Source organism: Niabella soli DSM 19437, assembly GCF_000243115.2.
Taxonomy (GTDB): domain Bacteria; phylum Bacteroidota; class Bacteroidia; order Chitinophagales; family Chitinophagaceae; genus Niabella; species Niabella soli.
Genome location: NZ_CP007035.1, coordinates 1625804 through 1644511, shown reverse-complemented (window position 1 = coordinate 1644511; position 18708 = coordinate 1625804). Strand labels below are relative to the sequence as shown.

General features: G+C 44.3%; 17 protein-coding genes and 1 tRNA gene. 13 read left to right on the top strand and 5 right to left on the bottom strand.

From position 1 onward, the window contains the following. Positions 1-118: 118 nt before the first annotated feature. Both NIASO_RS07035 and NIASO_RS07030 read right to left on the bottom strand, forming a co-directional pair. Positions 119-1360, bottom strand: coding sequence for a serpin family protein (locus tag NIASO_RS07035; RefSeq protein WP_008584876.1), 1242 nt, complete (start codon positions 1358-1360; stop codon positions 119-121). A gap of 60 nt (positions 1361-1420) precedes the next feature. Continuing rightward, a complete protein-coding gene (locus NIASO_RS07030) occupies positions 1421-2542 on the bottom strand; it encodes a glycosyltransferase (protein ID WP_008584877.1) in 1122 nt (373 codons plus the stop codon). A 155-nt stretch (positions 2543-2697) separates the two neighbouring features. On the opposite strand from NIASO_RS07030, the gene tgt reads away from it, so the two are divergent. The 7 genes from tgt to NIASO_RS06995 all read left to right on the top strand — a co-directional run bounded on the left by tgt (position 2698) and on the right by NIASO_RS06995 (position 8368). Beyond that, a complete protein-coding gene (tgt, locus tag NIASO_RS07025; RefSeq protein ID WP_008584878.1) occupies positions 2698-3837 on the top strand; it encodes a tRNA guanosine(34) transglycosylase Tgt in 1140 nt (379 codons plus the stop codon). 42 nt (positions 3838-3879) lie between these two features. Then, the gene (locus tag NIASO_RS07020) at positions 3880-4986 is read left to right on the top strand and encodes an LptF/LptG family permease (protein WP_008584879.1); all 1107 of its coding nucleotides are present in this window, start codon (positions 3880-3882) and stop codon (positions 4984-4986) included. Positions 4987-5043: 57 nt separating this feature from the next. Next, on the top strand, positions 5044-5505 hold the full coding sequence (locus NIASO_RS07015) for a lipocalin-like domain-containing protein (RefSeq protein WP_008584880.1): 462 nt from the start codon (positions 5044-5046) through the stop codon (positions 5503-5505). Positions 5506-5711: 206 nt separating this feature from the next. Beyond that, entirely contained in the window at positions 5712-7037 is a 1326-nt protein-coding gene (locus tag NIASO_RS07010) for a citrate (Si)-synthase, eukaryotic (RefSeq protein WP_008584881.1), read from the top strand. 108 nt (positions 7038-7145) lie between these two features. Continuing rightward, positions 7146-7439, top strand: coding sequence for a YtxH domain-containing protein (locus tag NIASO_RS07005; RefSeq protein ID WP_008584882.1), 294 nt, complete (start codon positions 7146-7148; stop codon positions 7437-7439). A gap of 130 nt (positions 7440-7569) precedes the next feature. Beyond that, entirely contained in the window at positions 7570-7911 is a 342-nt protein-coding gene (locus NIASO_RS07000; protein ID WP_008584883.1) for a phage holin family protein, read from the top strand. Then, positions 7904-8368 (top strand): hypothetical protein, encoded by a 465-nt coding sequence (locus tag NIASO_RS06995; RefSeq protein WP_008584884.1) that lies wholly within the window; start codon positions 7904-7906, stop codon positions 8366-8368. Before NIASO_RS07000 ends, NIASO_RS06995 begins: the two co-directional genes overlap by 8 nt. A 33-nt stretch (positions 8369-8401) precedes the next feature. Here NIASO_RS06995 and NIASO_RS06990 read toward each other — a convergent pair. From NIASO_RS06990 to NIASO_RS06980, 3 genes are all read right to left on the bottom strand, one after another. Continuing rightward, positions 8402-8475, bottom strand: a tRNA-Ala gene (locus NIASO_RS06990). A gap of 233 nt (positions 8476-8708) precedes the next feature. Next, positions 8709-9986 carry a hypothetical protein gene (locus tag NIASO_RS06985; protein ID WP_025298772.1) on the bottom strand — a complete coding sequence of 426 codons (1278 nt, stop codon included), beginning with the start codon at positions 9984-9986 and terminating at the stop codon, positions 8709-8711. 236 nt (positions 9987-10222) lie between these two features. Beyond that, on the bottom strand, positions 10223-11290 hold the full coding sequence (locus NIASO_RS06980; protein WP_008584886.1) for a YncE family protein: 1068 nt from the start codon (positions 11288-11290) through the stop codon (positions 10223-10225). Between the two features lie 115 nt (positions 11291-11405). Between NIASO_RS06980 and NIASO_RS06975 the strand changes: the two genes are divergently transcribed. The 6 genes from NIASO_RS06975 (at position 11406) to NIASO_RS06950 (ending at position 18695) form a co-directional block, all read left to right on the top strand. Continuing rightward, complete coding sequence (locus NIASO_RS06975) at positions 11406-12104, top strand: LytR/AlgR family response regulator transcription factor (RefSeq protein WP_245605241.1); 699 nt, start codon at positions 11406-11408, stop codon at positions 12102-12104. Positions 12105-12187: 83 nt separating this feature from the next. Continuing rightward, complete coding sequence (locus tag NIASO_RS06970) at positions 12188-12403, top strand: hypothetical protein (RefSeq protein ID WP_008584889.1); 216 nt, start codon at positions 12188-12190, stop codon at positions 12401-12403. 79 nt (positions 12404-12482) lie between these two features. Then, positions 12483-14675 carry an ATP-binding protein gene (locus NIASO_RS06965; RefSeq protein WP_008584890.1) on the top strand — a complete coding sequence of 731 codons (2193 nt, stop codon included), beginning with the start codon at positions 12483-12485 and terminating at the stop codon, positions 14673-14675. 125 nt (positions 14676-14800) lie between these two features. Then, positions 14801-15040 (top strand): hypothetical protein, encoded by a 240-nt coding sequence (locus NIASO_RS06960; protein WP_008584891.1) that lies wholly within the window; start codon positions 14801-14803, stop codon positions 15038-15040. Between the two features lie 445 nt (positions 15041-15485). Further along, positions 15486-16076, top strand: coding sequence for a hypothetical protein (locus NIASO_RS06955; protein ID WP_008584893.1), 591 nt, complete (start codon positions 15486-15488; stop codon positions 16074-16076). 12 nt (positions 16077-16088) lie between these two features. Beyond that, positions 16089-18695 carry a phosphatidylglycerol lysyltransferase domain-containing protein gene (locus NIASO_RS06950; RefSeq protein ID WP_008584894.1) on the top strand — a complete coding sequence of 869 codons (2607 nt, stop codon included), beginning with the start codon at positions 16089-16091 and terminating at the stop codon, positions 18693-18695. Positions 18696-18708: the final 13 nt, after the last annotated feature.

The following is an 18708-nucleotide window of genomic DNA, read 5'->3' as shown; positions in this document are numbered from 1 at the left end:
AATTTGATGCGCTGCTAAAATTATTAAAGGATCAAGTGAGGGAGTTGTGACCACTGAAAAAAATACCCTGCACCAAAAAATGGGCAGGGTAACTAGTGGTGTTGGTATCGGGTTAATATTATTGGCTAACGGGTTGTGTTATACGCCCCATAAACAGTATTGTATTTGAAGTATTTTCACTAATAATAATTCCAAAAGGACGGTCGCAGATAAATTTGGGGATGGCGTCTGGGTTTTCTGCCGTCAAAATCATACCTATTGTGGTCACTGCTGCGGCCTCTGTTCCGGCTTCATCCACGGCGCCAAAAGTGTTCTGTTTTACAAAACTAATTTTTGTGAATGCTTTGCTAAGCATACTAAAATCAGCGACGTTCGTAAATGCTTTTTGTATTCCCATTGTTTGCAGGCACTGCTCCAGGCGAAACTCCTGTTCTAATTTGAATTTTGGTAACTCCAATGCCACTTTTGTAGTATGTAGCCCGCCTTGCAACGCATTCCATTCCTGCAGATTCAGCTGGTTGAACACCTCTTCGATGGTTCCACTCTGCGGCAGCAGGATGGTCATTGAAAACTGACCGCTTCCGTAGAGTTTCTGCACTGCTGTATAGTTGCCGTTAGATGCGTATTTTACAGTGTCTTCCAGCCGCATCATTTGTACAGGTATTTTTGTGCCATCCGCTTTTGTAAATTCTTTGGACTGGTTTTTTGATTTGTCAAACTTTGCCCGCCAGTCGCCCTTAAAATACAACGCATTCATCAAAAGCATCACCAGCCCGTCATCGAACTTGTCGATAACTTTTGGAATTTTCCCGTTGGTGTTATCGCTTGCCCATTTATTAATGGTATTTACGTCTGAAGGCTGGAAAGGCAGTCCTGTAACCTGGGCGTTAAAATAATCTTTTGATGTTTTTATAAAGTCGGGTTCTACTGCAAAACTGTTTTTGTACCATATTGAATTGGCAAGCCCCAGGGAAGTCTTAGGGTCTGCATTGGGCAGTTTTTCCAATAGAGTGCGATAGGATTGATTCAGGTCCTCTTTTGAAAGGTTCTGGGCTTCCAGCACTTTTACGATCTCATCCCGGGTTTCGCCTGCTGCACCATTGGCTACCATTCCCAGCGCTATGTGCAGACTAAGGGGAGAAACGAATATGTTTTCGTTTACCGGCTTTTCTTTCATCAGGGTCTTAAAAAAAGTAAAGGAAAAGCCAGACATTGACTCTTTAACAGGTTGTGCCAGGGATATAAGAGTGATGGGGGCGTCTGGCTTATTTGGCCCTTCCGGAACATTATTTTTCGCGCATGCAGAAAACAATAGGATTCCACTTGCTGAAGTAACAGCTATCGCAAGCAAATTCTTCATGATTTACAGGTTTGTAACAAGTAATACGAAGAAATAATGCTTAGCGCAACACCAGGGCGGCTAATTCCAGGATTTTTTTTCTTTTTTGAAAAGCATGGGGGCAAAAAGCAGGTAATAAACAACCATCCAGAGATCCATCGCAAGGGCCCATTTGCAAAGGTCGGGCTCGTTTAGTTTTTTCATTACCCGGCCAAAAATCACCTGTTGGATCAATGATTTGAGAACAAGTACCAGTAATGCTTCCCGCCAGTGGTACGCAAAGCCGGTCGTAATAATAAATATATAGAATAAAAAATGAGATAAACTGTATAACCCAAGTAATACCTTGTGATTGGATTTGTAATATTTTGAAGTACTAAAATGCCTGGTCTTTTGTGTTTTCCATTCTGCCCAGGTTCGTTTGGGGGCGCTGATCGTATGGGCTTCCGGGGCTATTACGACGGCAGTATTTTTTGAAGTGACCACCTTGTTTATGAACAGGTCATCGTCGCCGCCAGGCAAATGGCTGATATCGGCAAAGCCGTTATTCTTAAAAAAAAGATCTTTTTTATAGCTGAGATTTCTGCCGACGCCCATATAAGGGATACCGGCCAGTGCATAGGACAGGTATTGTAATGCGCTATGAAAGGTTTCGTAGCGGATCACCTTATTTAAAAAACCTGGGTATTTCTGGTAGGCCCCATAGCCCAAAACAACTTCCGCACCATTTCTGTAGGGATTTGTCATGCGTTCCAGCCAGTGCTCCGAGGCTGGAACGCAATCGGCATCCGTTAAGAGCAACAGCTCATTGGCGGCATTGTTGATGCCGGCAGACAATGGATATTTTTTTCCCGGCATTCCGGTTGGGTTTTGCGAAAGATTCAGGACGGTAAGCGTGGGGTGATCGCTTTTCAGCGCTGCCAGGATAGATGCAGTATCGTCGGTAGACTGATCATTAACAATAAGCACCTGATAAGCGGTTCCGGATTGCTGCTGCAGCAATGCGGGAACGTTTTTGGCAAAATTGGAGGCCTCATTTTTCCCGCAAACAATAATGCTTACTGGCTGCCCGGCGCCATTGGCACTGTTTCGATCCTTATAAAAGGCAAGTCGTGCAAAAAACCACAGATAATAAAAAAGGAGTATTGCCGTAACCAACAGAAGCGCTATAAAAATGATATCACCCGGGTTCAAATACGGCATGCGCAAATATAGGAGGATTATGCTAAACGCTAAACGCGCAATGCAAAACGCCGAACGCGGAATGCACAACGCAGAAGGCAGAGCGTTAGCTGGTAACGACTAAGAGCATTCAGCATCTTGCGTTCAGCATTTTCCAGTACTTTTGCCGTCCGGTTATGGCGCAGTTACACTTTCAGTTACAACATACAGATAAAGATTCATCGGCGAGGGCGGGGATGATCACCACCGATCACGGTACTATTCAAACGCCCATTTTTATGCCGGTAGGTACCGCCGGCTCGGTGAAGGCGGTAACGCAGGCGCAATTGGAAAATGAGGTAAAAGCGCAGATCATCCTGGGCAACACCTATCATTTATATTTAAGACCTGGGTTAGAAGTTTTGGAAAAAGCCGGGGGGCTGCACCAGTTTAACCAGTGGAAACACCCTGTTCTTACCGATAGCGGCGGCTTCCAGGTATTTTCCCTGGCCGGCACCCGGAAGATAAAAGAAGAAGGGGTCACGTTTGCTTCTCATATCGACGGAAGTAAACATCTGTTTACACCCGAGCGGGTGATGGATATTCAGCGAAGTATCGGGGGGGATATTATTATGGCCTTTGATGAATGCCCGCCCGGCGGCAGCGAATATGAGTATGCCCGAAAAAGCCTCGACCTGACGCATCGCTGGCTGGATCGCTGCTTTACACAGTTTAATCAGACCCCCGATAAATACGGCTATACGCAAAATCTGTTTCCCATTGTTCAGGGGGCTACCTATAAAGACCTCAGGAAGGAATCCTGCGAATACGTTTCGGAAAAGAATGCGCCGGGTAATGCCATCGGGGGCCTTAGTGTGGGCGAACCGGAAGATAAGATGTACGAGATCTGCGACTGGTGCTGTCAGCATTTGCCCAAAGAAAAACCGCGGTACCTGATGGGAGTGGGCACTCCCTGGAATATACTGGAGTGTATTGGGATGGGGATCGATATGTTTGATTGCGTAATGCCCACCCGCAATGGCAGGAACGCTATGTTATTTACCACGGAGGGGGTCATTAATATTGATAATAAAAAATGGGAGTTTGATTATTCGCCTATTGATGCCGGTTTGCCCAATCCTATGAGCCATTTATACAGCAAAGCGTATCTGCGGCATTTATTTAAAAGCGGGGAGCTCCTGGCGCTTACGATAGCCAGCGTGCACAACCTTGCGTTTTACCTGTGGCTGGTGGGGGAGGCCCGGAAGCAGATCATCGCGGGAACCTATAATGCCTGGAAAAACCAAATGATTGTTAAGTTAAAAAACCGCCTGTAAGGAATAACCGTTTTTTCGGTTATTTTTGAAGGATAATAATTCATGAAGAAACTTGACTGGTACATATTAAACAAGCTTTTGGTTTCGTTTGTGTTTTGTATGCTGCTGTTTACAGTCATTGCCGTGGCGATTGATACCAGTGAAAAGTCGGACGATTTTGTTAAAACCGGCCTGAGCGGCTGGCAGATCTTCACTAAATATTACACCGGTTTTATTCCTTTTATCTGGAGCCTCTTATTCCCTTTATTTGTTTTTATTGCCGTTATTTTTTTTACGAGCAAGATGGCGATGCGGTCGGAGATCATAGCCATACTGGCCAGTGGTACCCGTTTTATGCGCTTTCTACGTCCTTATATGGTGGGTGGCTTACTGCTTTCCGGTATCCTTTTCCTGGGGCGTACCTATTTTATACCGATGGCGAACGATACCATGAACACCTTTAAAAAAACGTATCTGGATAAAAACGACCCGCTGAAACAAATATCAAATGTTACCTGTACCACTTGTTTTTATAAAAGGGTGGATGCAGATACTTACATGGGGGTTAAGAATTTTGACATGGCTGCCAAAAGAAGTAACGGTCCTTTTTTTATGGACCGGGTGAAGAACGGCAAAGTGGTGTATAATTTGCGGGCCGCATCGTTGCGGTGGGATACTACCAACAGGCAAAGACGATGGATCGCTGAAAATGTTGTGGAGCGGCAGGTAGATAGCCTCGGAGAGCGCGTGAAGCAGTTAAAAGAAAAAGTGGTGCGGCTGAATATTGCGCCGGATGAGCTGGTTAAAGATGAATACCTGAAAGACAAGTTGACCACACCGCAGCTCCGGCGGTTGATAAAAAACGAGCAATTGCGCGGAACCGAGGGGTTAAATGCACTAAGGGTGGAGCTTTATAAAAGAGCCGCTGCGCCGTTTACTGTATTATTGCTCACCTTTATCGGCGCCGTTATTGCCAGCCGCAAAACCCGCGGGGGTAGCGGGATGCATTTGGCTCTTGGCATTGTTATAGCCGCCGTCTTTATTATAGCCGACCAGTTTTCAACCGTATTTGCTGTTAAGAGTAGCTTTCCTCCGATTTTGGCTGCCTGGATCCCTAATATTGTGTTTTCATTGGTTGCCTGGCGCCTGTACCTGATGGCACCAAAATAATAAAAGATTACCCGGCTGTTTTATTTTCGCTCCTGCCAAAAGTAAAATATTCTATTTATGATAAAAATGATAACGGCTGCCGCCTTCCTGCTGTTTATTGCTTCCTGTAAAAATACTGCCAGCGTTCCCTCAATAGGCCGGGATCCCATTCAGGGCGTTTGGAAACTGGTAACCGGCACGCTCATCGAAAAAAAAGATACGGTGGTTACCGATTATCTGAAAGGAAAATCATTTGTGAAGATCATTTACGATGGCCATTTTTCCTTTTTAGGGCATGATCTGAACCATGGAAAGGACAGCGCCGCGTTCTATTCTTCCGGAGGGGGAACCTATTCGTTAACGGATAGCAGTTATACCGAGCATCTTATTTATTGTAATGCCCGGAACTGGGAGGGAAACGATTTCCGCTTCTCCTACAGTGTAAATAAGGATACCCTGGTGCTCACCGGTATTGAACGGATTGATAGCATTGGGGTGAACCGGATCAATATAGAAAAATACACACGGCTAAGGAAATAAGTTTGCTCGAATCCCATTTTTGGAGCGGACGCGCACCATTATATAAGGACCAGAGAGGGCTTTAGGACGGCGGTAAACTGTTTTTCCTCTTATTTGTTAACTATTTGTTGCCGTTCAGAAAATACTAAAATATAATTTGTTATGGCAATTGCCTTTAGTTATCTTTAGCGCAAACCTATTTTTAATAGTTAAGATACAACAGACATATGGAACAATTTAAACTGAAGTTTAAAGAGCAGGCAGATAAGCTTGGTGGGGAGATCAAGATCATGCTTCAGGAGCATGGAAACACTGTAATTGGGGAAACGACGCTGGCGCAGATCTACCAGGGGATGAGGGGGATGACGGCATTGGTCACGGAGACTTCATTGCTGGACGCCCAGGACGGCATTCGTTTTAAAAGACGCACGATTCCGGAACTGCGGGCACAATTGCCCAAAGCTAAAGGGGGCAATGAGCCGCTGCCCGAGGCCCTGTTTTATCTGATGCTGATCGGTGAAATTCCCACAGACAAGGATGTGGAAAACCTGAGCGCCATGTTGCAGCGCCGCAGTCATGTTCCGGCCTACGTGTTTGATGCGATGGAGGCCCTGCCGGAGGAAACCCATCCCATGACGCAGTTTGTAGTTGGGGTGATGGCCTTGCAAAATGAAAGCGTATTTGCCAAGCGCTATGCGGATGGATTTAATAAAAAAGACTATTGGGAAGCCACTTTAGAAGATACGTTGAATCTTATTGCCCGGCTGCCCCATATAGCCGCGTTCGTGTACCGCCGTAAATATAAAGGAAGCAAAATAGTGCAGCCGGATGGAATGCTTGACTGGGCCGCCAACTTTGCACATATGCTGGGTTACGACAATGAAGAGTTTAAAGAGTTGATGCGTTTATATATGGTGATCCATTCGGATCATGAAGGCGGGAATGTGTCGGCGCATGCCACCCACCTGGTAGGTTCTGCGCTGAGCGATCCTTACCTGAGCTATGCCGCAGGGATGAATGGCCTGGCAGGCCCCTTGCATGGCCTGGCCAACCAGGAGGTGATCAAATGGATCTTTGAAATGCAAAAAGAGTTAAAGACCGATGCCCCTACAAGTGAGCAGATCGCGGAATATGTAAAGAAAACGTTGAGCGAAGGAAAGGTGGTGCCCGGTTACGGCCATGCTGTATTGCGCCAGACGGACCCCCGGTTCACCGCCCAGATGGAATTTGGTAAAAAGCACATGCCCAACGACCCGCTGGTTAATACCGTATGGCGGATCTATGAAACCGTTCCCCCTATATTACAGGGATTGGGTAAGGTGAAGAACCCCTGGCCCAATGTGGATGCGCATAGCGGGGCGCTGCTGGTGCATTATGGAATGAAGGAATACGAATATTATACCGTTCTTTTTGCGGTAAGCCGTTCGTTGGGAGTATTGTCCAGCCTTTGTTGGGACCGGGCGCTGGGAATGCCGTTGGAACGCCCGAAATCGGTAACAACAGCAGCGGTAAAAAGATGGTTGAATAAAGAGGTGGAGCACCTGGGAGACTAGCCCGCTGCCGTTATTTAGTATTATTGTGAAAAATAGGAGCAAAGCCTGTTTTGGTACGGTTTTTAATGCGATATACATAATTCTATTATATAACCTAAATAAAAGATTATGAAAAATAGGGATAAATACATTATTGGAATTGCCGGCGCCGCTTTGGCGGGAATTGCTATCGGTTTATTATTTTACACCGATGAAGGAAAGAAAACCCGCAAAAAAATGAAAAGCACTGCCAACGATTGGGCCGATTCTTTAGGAAGTCTTATCGCCTCAGGTAAAGAAAATTTATCTGACCTGTCTCACAAAGCCATGAAAAAAGCAAAAAAAAGTTATAGCAAGTTAAAAGGGGACGCAGAGGATGCCTATAGTGACCTGGCGGATGACTATGCAAATAAAGTAAGGTAATAAGGAGGAGCGCCTCTTCCCGATCGGTTGTCTGATAAGTTTGTTGTTCTGTTTGGCACTTGCATTTTGCTAAAAATACAATTTACTTTTTAGACAACTTTTTTATTGAATACCGTTAAAACTTCAGTTTATGTTTGAGCTAAAAGATAAGATAGAAAATGTTGCGGAAAATATTGAGGAAATTGCACAGAGTTATTACCGGCTTTCCGTGATCCAGTTGGTACAAAAAGGAAGTAAACTGGGCGCAGCGTTACTGGTGATTGGCCTGGTGACCTTGCTTGCCTTTTTCAGTTTTCTGTTTATCGGTTTTGGGGTCAGTTGGTGGATCGGAAATGCATTGGGGCATCCTATGTGGGGGTTTTTGATCGTTGCCGGGTTTTTGCTATTAGTGCTCGTTCTTATTTTAGCCCTTAAAAAGAAAGTGATTGTGCCGCTTATTCGTAATGTGATCATTAAAAATTTGTATGACTAAACCAATAATACGATCGCTTGCAGACCTGGAGGCTGAAAAAGAGCGGTTAAAAGCAAGTTTAAAGCAGCGCAAAGAAAACCTCGGTCATTCTTTCGCTGCTATTAAAGATGAATTGAGCCCTATTGTTAAGGTAGCAAAAACGACGCGAAGCATTTTTACTGCGGATAGCGAGTTTCCGCTATTGGGGCTGGGAGTAGAGCAATTGACCAATCTTATTGTAAAGAAAGGTATCCTGCGGAAAGCCGGCTGGTTGCCCCGCCTGGTTGCCCCTGTTTTGATTAAAAAACTCTCTACTTATCTGATAGCTTTAAAGGCCTCTGATAATATAACCGCATCGATGCACCATTTTGCAGACAAGCTTCGTGATGTCAATTTCAAGGCGGCAGATGTTCCCTATCCGAAAAATAAGGGCTCAAAAAAAGAATCTGTGATGGCTGTGAAAAAAAAAGCACGGTAAACAGGTTAGCAATTGGTAAGCACTTTTAAAAAGTGGAGGATATCGGAGTCGAACCGACGACCTCTTGCATGCCATGCAAGCGCTCTAGCCAACTGAGCTAATCCCCCAAACGGAGCGCAAATTTAATAGATCGGAGGCTTATTACCAACATTTTTTTTTCACCGGTTGATCTTGAAAAGTGAATATGGAATTCTGAGGCAATTACATGATCTATAACTGGCAACTTCCAGATTGGGCGAACTTTACTTATGATGTTCGGGCTTTGAAGGAGGAATGACTTCCAAAAAATACGTATCCAGAGCCACTGGGAATTACCAGACCTGGCGGATAAAAAGATTTTTTATTCCCAAAAGTTTATCTTTTTTCTGAAATAAGCGCTCCGTTTTAGGTTAAGTTGCTCGCATAAGACCCCGGGCGTAATATTGTCGTCATAATAAAATAAGAGGCCCCATTCTGTTTGCTGATTCATATGAAACGTTACAACTGGGCCGGTCACCCTATTATCAACGACGGATATTTTTTCAATATCAGCATAACCGAAAGTTTTATATGCAGGGTTTATGTAAAGCCTGAATGCCACTTTCAATAAATTGAATGCCCGATAATCGATCTTTATAACAGTAATTTCTTTATCATTTGCCCTTAGCAACGTGGTTTTGTTTCGGTTGATGATAATTTTGATAAAGCAGTATAAAAGCAATGCCCACGGAAGTCCGGCGAAAAGCAGTTCCACCCCGAATTTTATAGTTCCGGAAGAAAGGTATTGGTAAAGAAAGAATGAAAAAATGGCCAACGCCGCGCCCACAGGCATCAACAATTGCCTGCTTCTTCTTTCGGGAACCAGGTATACCAGTTCATCCGGTATATCAGAAACAGTATGCGGCATACTGGTTGAGGAAGATTGCTGATACAACTCGAAGGGCTCGGAACTCATAGCCTCGGAAAGATTCTTATTTTTCATATCGAAAAACTCAGCCAGTTGATCAAAATTCGTGTGCATTTTTCGAACAAACGGAAGCCCGGCAACTGGCCCTGCAATTGCCGCAGCCGCATAGGATTTTACCCCCAGTTTTATACAGATAAATAACACAACGGCCATCCCCACATTAAAAAGAATCACGTCTTTGAATTTAAAAACAGCAGCAAGATCCTTCAGCGCCAGATAAGGAAAAAGTGCCATCGAATTAATCAGAAAAAACATCATCCCATACATGATAATATCATTCGACGAATCAATGGCATCACCGATGACAACGATGAATACAATAACAGGCACCATTAAAAAAATGTATAAAAGCAAGCGGCTGTAAAAAGTGCGTACCAGTAAATATTTTGGAATGACTTTACATTGCCTTTTCCATTTTTCGAAATTTTCCTGCGTTCGTAAGATGCCTATCAGGATAAGACTTAACAGGGCAAGCCCGAAATTCACAAAAGCCCTGTCAAAACCTACATTGTATTCGCCCTCATAGTAGTCTTTAAATTGGGCTTCGGGGTAATGCGGTAAAACACGGTGTATAAACCTGAGATGATACAGCCACTCAACAAAAGTGTTTACAGACAGGAATAAACCTGACAGGATTATAAGCAAAATAATTCTTCTTATATTTCGGTTCATGCAGCGTGTTTTTTCAGACTAACAAAGGGCGTGTTTTTATCCATTTACAGATTTTCATGCAATTTAGTTAAAAGCTTCAAAGTGGAATTGCAATAGAACCAGCGCCTGCTAACACAAATGTTAACGATTAGAACAGAGTAATTACAACAATAGGAAATTCTTTTTTTCACTGATCGGAAACGAGCATATATAGATTAATACGAGAAACGGCTACGCCGCCTGGATAGATATAAGTGCTATTGCGCCCAGGCCAGCCCGTCTGGCGCACCACCTACGTCGATCTTGTCGACAAGGGTTAATGTTTTCAAATCAATGACGGCAATGTAATGATCGGGGGTGCAGGCCACAAAGGCACGCGTACCGTCGGGCTGCATCATAATTCCCGCTGCGCCATTACCAATGTTTATTTGTTTTAAAAGTTTCCGGGCTTTTGCATCATATACTGTAAGATTGCCCGATCGCAAACTGGTGATAAAAACCATTTTGCCATCCGGTGTAAATTTTAAACGGTTGGCGCCCTGCACTTTTGCATCTATTGTTTGTATCAATTTTTTTGCAGGAAGGTCAATAATATAAATCCTCCCGTTTTCAGCAGAGGCGGTCCATAATTCGTTGCTATCGGGCGATACATCGAACCCTTCTGAACCATTGGCAACGGCAATAACGGACTGCTCCCAATTATGCCGTACCTGTATTCTGCCGGCAGGGGGCGATGGCATTTTTCCTTGGGGGACATTGCCGGACGGTGGCGGCATGCGTTCCATTTTTGGCGGCGTCTCCTGCAGGATGCTTACGGTACCAGATGCCACGTTCGTAGTGTAGATCTTTTTCGCATCGTTTGTTACATAGATCATGTGGGTGCGGTCCTGCCCGGTGCCCATACACCAGTCGATTGAATCCGTGGAAGGGTTATAAGAGCCGATCGTCTTTGATCCTTCAACGGTAAACCATAATTTATTGTTGACAAATGCCAGGCCATGAGGACCCAGCAAGGGCCGGGTGTCGATATCTTTTAAATGTTTTTGCGTTGCAAGATCAATGACATTTATCGTATGCAGGCTGCCCCCACCATAGATCGAAACGTACGCGGTCTTCCCGTCAGACGACGCAATAACTTCATGCGGATCTTCACCAACAGGAACCGTGGCGGTTACTTGTAAGGTTGCGGCGTCTACAATGGCAAGCATGTGGTTGGCTTTGGATAACGCAAGTAACGATTGCCGGGGTATGAATTGTGCATTCCCTGTGAATGTACATACACCCAGGCAGACGACCCATACGATGCTCTTTCTTATATTCTTCATGGCGAAGGGCTTTAGTGCTCCTACAATTTATTTATTTTTTACTAAAAAACAAGGAATGGAAGGGATGCGGGGAATATCCACTATTTTTGATAGCATTCGTATCAAACAAAAATCTATGATCAGATGTCTTATTGTGGATGATAACAAGCTTGCGAGAACTACATTGAAACAATTGGCCGGCCAGATTCATGACCTGAAAATGGTTGGAGAAGCGGCAAGCGCCATGGAAGCGCATAACCTGCTGAAGGAAAACCCGGTCGATCTGTTATTACTGGATGTTGAAATGGACGGTATAACCGGGTTGGAACTGACCCGGAATCTGGGAACGGATAAGCCGGTGATCATATTTATTTCTGCAAAAAAGGATTATGCCTTCGAGGCTTTTGAACTGAATGTGGCCGATTATATTACCAAACCTGTTCAACCGGCGCGGTTTATACAGGCTATCGACCGCGCCCGGGAAATTATAGAAAGCAATGATGCCGATGTAAGTGTGAACAATGATGAATTTATTTTTATACGGGATTCAAATGTGGTGAAGCGGCTCCACTTCAACGAGATCCTTTTTGCGGAAGCCATGGGTGATTATGTGAAACTGCATACTGCTAAAAAATTTTACGCGGTCCACAGCCCGCTTAAGAGCGTAGAGGAGCGCCTGCCGGCGAATAAATTTATAAGAGTGCATCGTTCTTATATCGTTGCGGTTGATAAAATTGACAGCATCGAACAGGGAGCGCTTATCCTGCATAATAAGGCGGTTCCAGTGGCAGACGGGTACCGTAACAGTCTTAATAAACGATTAAATATCCTTTGAAACGGGGGTGTTTTCCATCGATCTTTATTGCCGATTCGGCGATTTTTAAGGATATTACGGGGTTAACAAAGGTATTTTCATAGATGAATGTGAAATACCAGGTGAACAGCAGAAGCATTATATTGATGGTAATTACTGCGGTAATGCTGATCGCGTTTATCTATGGTCTGCTTTACGAGTTATATGTTATAAAAAACTGGTTCGTCGTTTTATTGTTCTGCTTGCTGATCGTAGGGGATATTATATTGTTTGTAAAATTATTTTGGAGCATCACTGCCAACCGCCGGGATGATTACTGATCTGTTCTTCCTCTTTTTTTGGAGCGCCTGCAAAGTCCGGATAAAAAATTTTATGTAGGTTTGAGGGTAATTCCGCTTCATGAAGTCGTCCTTTCGTTATATTCTTGTAGCTAGTTTTATAACGGCAATTGCTGCAATTGTCTTCCTGCAATTTAATTCTAACAGAAGCACCAATGAGCTGATCAATGGCAATGAAGACCTGATGAGCGTTTTAAAGGTCAAATCCGAGTTGCAGCAGGTACAAAAAAATGTAGCTCAGTTGGAAGCAGAGGCGAAGAGTATTGTAATCCGGGGGGAGGATCTGCAGGACGGGCGCTTTCAACAACAGATCAAACGGATCGATAACTCGTTTCAATTGCTGGATTCATTTGAAACCAACCAAACGATCGGCGCCAGCATCCAGGAGTTGCGTCAGTTGGTGAGCAGGAAGGTAAATATGAACACCGAAGTGCTGCGCACTTTTGCGGGCGATGGTAAAGATTCCGCTGAAAAATTGATCAATACCCAGGCGGGGCAATTGCTCAGCGATTCCATCCGCTGGCTTTCCAATCAAATTGATGAACGATACCAGGTAAACGTTACCGAACTGATCCGCAGCGCAGATAATAGCGGCAGGCAGGCCAAAACCTTTGGTACGATCCTGGCCATTGTGGCGGTGGTTACCTCCCTGATCGCTTTTGGGTATATCTCCTACAAAATAATCGAACAGCAGCGGCTCATCCACCGGTTAAATATATCGGAGCTTAAAGCCCGTCAGTCCGCCCGGGTGAAAGAAAATTTTCTGGCGAATATGAGCCATGAAATTCGCACTCCCTTAAATGCAATACTTGGATTTACAGGCTTGTTAAAACAAGAGCCCGAACTGTCTTCGCAGGCAGGGAACTATACCACGTCCATACATAAAGCCGGGGAGAACCTGTTGCAAATCGTAAATAATATTCTGGATATTTCAAAAATTGAGGCAGGTATGATGGTGGTGGAACATGCCCCTTTTGAAATCCGGCACACCTTTTCTGATATCCGGAATATCTATAATCAGAAGTGTATTGAAAAAGGGCTCGAATTTATTGTTACTATTGATGAGGGGGTGCCGCAGTTCCTGCTGGGGGACGAAGTGCGCGTTACGCAGATGATCGTAAACCTGGTGGGCAATGCAATTAAATTCACCGACAAAGGGTCCATACAGGTTATTGTTACCAGCAGGAAAAAGACCGGGGATGCCATAACGCTGAAATTCCAGGTGATCGATACCGGGATTGGGATGACGGAGCCGGAGGAAGCGGCCATCTTTGAACGGTTTCAGCAAAGTGAGGAAGGGATCGCAAGGCGCTATGGCGGAACGGGGCTGGGCCTTTCTATTGTTAAAGACCTGGTGCATTTGATGAACGGGACGATAGAAGTGCACAGCAAAAAGGGCTGGGGCTCTTCTTTTATAATAGAAATTCCTTTTCAAATAGCGGAAGCTGATACAATTGTGGACTATGGCCCCGAAGAGGCTCCCGGATTCATAAATGCACAGGGCAGGAAAATACTGATCGTGGAAGACAATGAGCTGAACCAGTTGTTGCTGCAACAGTTGTTCAGGAACTGGGCAATTGACTTCGATACGGCCGGTAATGGTGCGGAAGCGATCGCCTATTTAAAAACCCAAAAGTATGCGCTCATTTTAATGGATATTCAAATGCCGGTGGCGGATGGGTATTCCACCGCAGGTGTGATAAGAAATGATTTAAAAATTGATACGCCCATTGTGGCCATGACGGCTGATGCACTTCCGGGGGAAAAAGAACGTTGTATGGCGGCGGGCATGAATGAATATCTTTCCAAACCGATCAACGAATCGGAGTTGAAAAAAATGATCGCCCATGGACTGCAACATGAAAACCTGTACGGCGACAGTGGGCAGCAGGAGCATCACGGGCAACAAAACCTGCAATACCTGAAACTGGAGTACCTCACCAGTGTCAGCCGGGGAAATAGGGAATATGAAAAAGAAGTTTTTGAACAGTTTCTTGAATTGTTTCCTGAACAACTGGATGCATTAACCGCCCGTATTGAAGAGGGAGACCCGGCGCCTGTTTCGAAAATAGTGCACAGCATGAAAACCACGGTGGGGGTCGTGGGCCTCGATGAAACGTTTTATGCTTATTTTGATCTGTTGGAAAAGAATGATGAAAAAACAGATCACCGGAGGGATATTGCAGCACTGCAAAAAATAAGCCATGCGGTTTTGGCAGAGGTGAAAGAATATTACGATAAAACGTACCGATAGCGGTTATTGGAGCTTGAATATTCATCGACTATTTTTGCCTTTTGGGCTATTGCCGCTTGATTTTAATTGCGATTTTATTTAGCTTTATAAGAACATTTTCAACTTTTAACTAAATAAACGAAAACATGAAAAAACTTTTTATTGCAGTATTAACCTTCATCAGCTTTAGTTTGGCTACGCAGGCACAAACTGCCGCTCCTGCGCAAACGAAACCTGCTAAAGCAACCACAACAAAAACAGTAACTGCCACTCATGCAGAGCACGTAAAAAAAGATGGTACACCAGATAAGCGATATAAAGAGAACAAGCATGTAAAAAAAGACGGCACGCCGGATAAGCGTTATAAAGAAAATAAGAAAAAATAGTACGTTTTGAGTTTTGATTGTTGGCCCCGGGTTACCCGGGGCTTTTTTTGTTGCGGTTGACTAAAAAGTTGAGTGCCGGGAAGTCGAAAAGGCGGGAAGGGCTTATTTTTTCGATTGGTTCCAGCTTGCCACCTTACCGGCAATTTTTTTAATCAGTCCCTCGCTTGGATGTTTGATTTGTATTGCTATACAAAACCCTTTTCAGAAGCTGTGGTAACCGTTTCGCCGACTGATTTTGCCGTTTAGCCTATTGGGCTGTTTTGTGTTTTTGCTCCGGGGGTATCTTTACGTAGTAAATAACAAGCAATCATTTACTGGCCTGAACGCGGTTGTTGATTGTAAAAAAATAAATTAATAAAGGAACTCAATTTATAGGTTTTGGTTAAAGGTTACATGCAGAGTCAACCCCATTCTTTGGGGTTGTTTTTTTGCTGTATTTTTGCTTATGGAATTGTTTTTTGGAATGAGCGCTAAACGGAATAAGGCCTTTGTTTATTCAATTATTGCATTTGTTAGTTTAAGTGGTGCGCACGCGCAATCCATTACTACCCTTAAGACGAATATCGAATGCTTACGTAGCACGCACGGAAATAATTTCTCCGGAGTAAGCGCTTCTTACAACAAAGAGTTAGGAAGAAAGTGGGAGCTGGGTGCAGGTATTGAGTATTCCCATACCCCCACGCATAATGATAATGGATGGAACTTATACCACCTGCATTTTGTGCCGGTTTACATAAGTGAACACTACAAGTTATGCACAGGCCTCCGTTGGACGCCCTATATCCATTTGCAGCAGGGGGTGACTTTTGGCAGTTATGATAAGGAGTTTCAGGATAACCCCGGTCCGCGTTATCATATAAAAGAATTGGGCTTTTATGGCGCCGCCGGTATAGGAACTAATTATTATTTGTCTTCCCGGTCTGGATTTTTTGCAGAAGCGGGCATGAAAGGATTTCATTTGTCTTTTAACAATTTGGATGTAAACCCGCATGGAATTACAGGTAAATTGGGCTATGTTTACCGCCTGAAACAATAAACCAAAATCTGTATGAAGGAGCGAATTCTTAAAGGCCTGAAAAAGTTTTCTCCTAAAACCTACTGGAAGGAGATCCTTGCTGTTTTTATCATCCTGCTGGCCTTTGTTTTTTTTAAAAGCGAACGGAAGGAATTAAGATCTATTATTCCCCAGTTACAGGCAGCGGATCATTGGTGGGTAAGTTTGGGAGTGCTGGTCAGTATAGTATATGTTTTACTGCAGGCATTAATGTATGTGTACAGTTTTAAGGCGATGGGATTGCGCCTGCGGCTGAGTGATGCGGTGGAGCTTTTTTTGAAACGTAATTTTTTAAGTGTATTCCTGCCGGCCGGAGGTATCAGTTCATTAGCATACACCACTTCCCAACTGCGGCGCCGGAACCTTAATTCCACTCAAATTCACCAGGCCAGTGCATTATACGGCTATGTGGGATTACTGACGGTGTTTATGATAGGCATACCCGTTGTGGTTTATACGCTCTGGCATAATCACAATTTTGGCAATGCCTGGCTATCGCTTATCATTCTTGGTATTATTCTGACGATTGTTTTTTACCTGGCCTATTCTTTCCGGGTAAAAGGGCCGCTGTACCGGTGGACGGCCGGTAAGTTCCCCGGTATGGTAACTACCATTGACGAGATCTTTTCGGGCGACATTAACAGAAAGCAACTGTATTTAACCATATGGGCTTCACTGGGAATTGAGTGCTGCGGCATTGCACACGTCTTTATAAGTATGTATGCGCTGAACGTTGCACCTTCGTTTGAAGTAGCCGCAGTGGGCTATACGATTTCAGTAGTGTTAATGATTGTTTCTCCGTTCCTGCGGGGATTGGGCGCTGTTGAGTTTACCATGATCTATATTTTTATGGGATATGGTTATACCCATACACAGGGATTGGAAGTAACCTTATTGTACCGCTTATTTGAATTCTGGTTGCCGCTGTTATTCGGATTATTTGCCTTCATATGGAGAGGACGGCAGTTGGTGGCAAGAATTGTTCCGGCGGTGGCCATTTTTGTGCTGGGCATTATAAATATTATTTCAGTGGCCACACCGCCACTGGCCGAGCGCATGAAGCTGGATCGTTATTATATGCCGGTAGAAGCCATTCATGCATCTAAGTTAATGGTATTGGTAATAGGGGTGGCGCTACTGGTAACCTCGGCCTACCTCATTAAAGGGATACGGGCCGCATGGATCGCGGCCATAGTCCTCACGGTGCTTTCCATTATTGGGAACCTGGTAAAGGCCCTCGACTATGAAGAAAGTCTTTTTGCCGTGTTCATCCTGGTGTTACTGCTCACCAATAGTAAACAGTACCGTATCAAAACAAACCGCAAATGGGTGCGTATCGGGTTTACCACCTTTTTTATTGCGCTGATCTCAGTATGTATTTTTGACTTTCTTAGTTTTTATTTTATAGATAAACGGCATTTTGGTATCGATTTTACCTGGCAGCAATCTATTTATTACAGTTTGAAAAGTTTCCTGCTTTTTTCTGATGACGAGCTGGTGCCCAAAACTTCTTTCGGACGCGACTTTATCAACATCACCAAATTCCTGGGTGTTTGTTCCTGGAGCCTGCTGATCTATTCGCTTTTGCGCCCCAGGATCTTTAGCCATCATCAGCCCGATCCGCGCACGGAACTGGAAATGGCGAAGGAAATACTGGAAGAGCACGGAAGCTCTGCTGTTGACTATTTCAAAACAACTCCCGATAAACAGCTATTCTTTTCAGACCTTACGGATGCCTTTGTGGCCTACCGGGTGGCAAATGATTTTGCTGCCGTATTGGAAGAGCCCGTGTGCGCGGCAGAAGATAAGGCAGAAGTAATTGAAGAGTTTGAACGTTTTTGCAAGCAAAAGGGATTAAAGACGGTCTACTACCGGGTGGATGAAAGCAGCCTGTTCTATTTTTCGGATTTAAAGAAGATGAAGATTTTTATTGGCCAGGAGGCGATCATGGAAATTGCAAAATTTTCATTGGAAGGTAAAGACCGGAAATCGCTGCGTAATGGGCTAAACAGTTTACAAAAGAAAGGGTACCGCACGGAAGTGGTCAAAGCACCGCATACAAAGGAATTTGTTGCTGCATTACAGGAGGTCTCCGATGAATGGCTGGATAAATTTGAAAAGAGGGAAATGGTCTTTTCCCAGGGGATGTTCGATTCTGATGAAATGCTGGGGCAGGATGTTGTTGTGGTGAAAGATGATAATGGCGTCGTACAGTCGTTCTTGAATATTATCAGGGATTATACACCCGAAGAATGTACGTATGATTTAATAAGAAAACGTCTGGAAGCGCCGGGGGGCTGTATGGATGCGATGATCGTGAAACTGGCGGAGTTCGCGAAAGAAAAAAAATATAGATACCTGAACCTGGGTATGATCCCGCTGAACGGAATAGAGCAGCCGGATAACCCCGCGGAACAGCTTATCAAATATGCCTCCAGGCGGATCGGAAGTTTTAAGCATTATCAAACCTTGCGGGATTTTAAGGAAAAATATGCAACGATCTGGGAGAATAAATACATGATCTTCGAAAATGATTTCGATCTGCTGCAGATCCCGGGCGCGTTAAGAAAAGCAATGAGGCCGGAGGGGAGTGTAAAATAAGGAATAAGAAATA

Excerpts from the sequence above, each read along its gene's own strand:
- NIASO_RS06970 (WP_008584889.1), top strand. The coding sequence starts at position 12,188 with ATGAATGTGAAATACCAGGTGAACAGCAGAAGCATTATATTGATGGTA.
- NIASO_RS07005 (WP_008584882.1), top strand. The coding sequence starts at position 7,146 with ATGAAAAATAGGGATAAATACATTATTGGAATTGCCGGCGCCGCTTTG.
- NIASO_RS06950 (WP_008584894.1), top strand. The coding sequence starts at position 16,089 with ATGAAGGAGCGAATTCTTAAAGGCCTGAAAAAGTTTTCTCCTAAAACC.
- NIASO_RS07030 (WP_008584877.1), bottom strand. The coding sequence starts at position 2,542 with ATGCCGTATTTGAACCCGGGTGATATCATTTTTATAGCGCTTCTGTTG.
- NIASO_RS07015 (WP_008584880.1), top strand. The coding sequence starts at position 5,044 with ATGATAAAAATGATAACGGCTGCCGCCTTCCTGCTGTTTATTGCTTCC.
- NIASO_RS06955 (WP_008584893.1), top strand. The coding sequence starts at position 15,486 with ATGGAATTGTTTTTTGGAATGAGCGCTAAACGGAATAAGGCCTTTGTT.
- NIASO_RS06960 (WP_008584891.1), top strand. The coding sequence starts at position 14,801 with ATGAAAAAACTTTTTATTGCAGTATTAACCTTCATCAGCTTTAGTTTG.
- NIASO_RS07035 (WP_008584876.1), bottom strand. The coding sequence starts at position 1,360 with ATGAAGAATTTGCTTGCGATAGCTGTTACTTCAGCAAGTGGAATCCTA.
- NIASO_RS06965 (WP_008584890.1), top strand. The coding sequence starts at position 12,483 with ATGAAGTCGTCCTTTCGTTATATTCTTGTAGCTAGTTTTATAACGGCA.
- tgt (WP_008584878.1), top strand. The coding sequence starts at position 2,698 with ATGGCGCAGTTACACTTTCAGTTACAACATACAGATAAAGATTCATCG.
- NIASO_RS07000 (WP_008584883.1), top strand. The coding sequence starts at position 7,570 with ATGTTTGAGCTAAAAGATAAGATAGAAAATGTTGCGGAAAATATTGAG.
- NIASO_RS06975 (WP_245605241.1), top strand. The coding sequence starts at position 11,406 with ATGATCAGATGTCTTATTGTGGATGATAACAAGCTTGCGAGAACTACA.
- NIASO_RS06980 (WP_008584886.1), bottom strand. The coding sequence starts at position 11,290 with ATGAAGAATATAAGAAAGAGCATCGTATGGGTCGTCTGCCTGGGTGTA.
- NIASO_RS06995 (WP_008584884.1), top strand. The coding sequence starts at position 7,904 with ATGACTAAACCAATAATACGATCGCTTGCAGACCTGGAGGCTGAAAAA.
- NIASO_RS07020 (WP_008584879.1), top strand. The coding sequence starts at position 3,880 with ATGAAGAAACTTGACTGGTACATATTAAACAAGCTTTTGGTTTCGTTT.
- NIASO_RS06985 (WP_025298772.1), bottom strand. The coding sequence starts at position 9,986 with ATGAACCGAAATATAAGAAGAATTATTTTGCTTATAATCCTGTCAGGT.
- NIASO_RS07010 (WP_008584881.1), top strand. The coding sequence starts at position 5,712 with ATGGAACAATTTAAACTGAAGTTTAAAGAGCAGGCAGATAAGCTTGGT.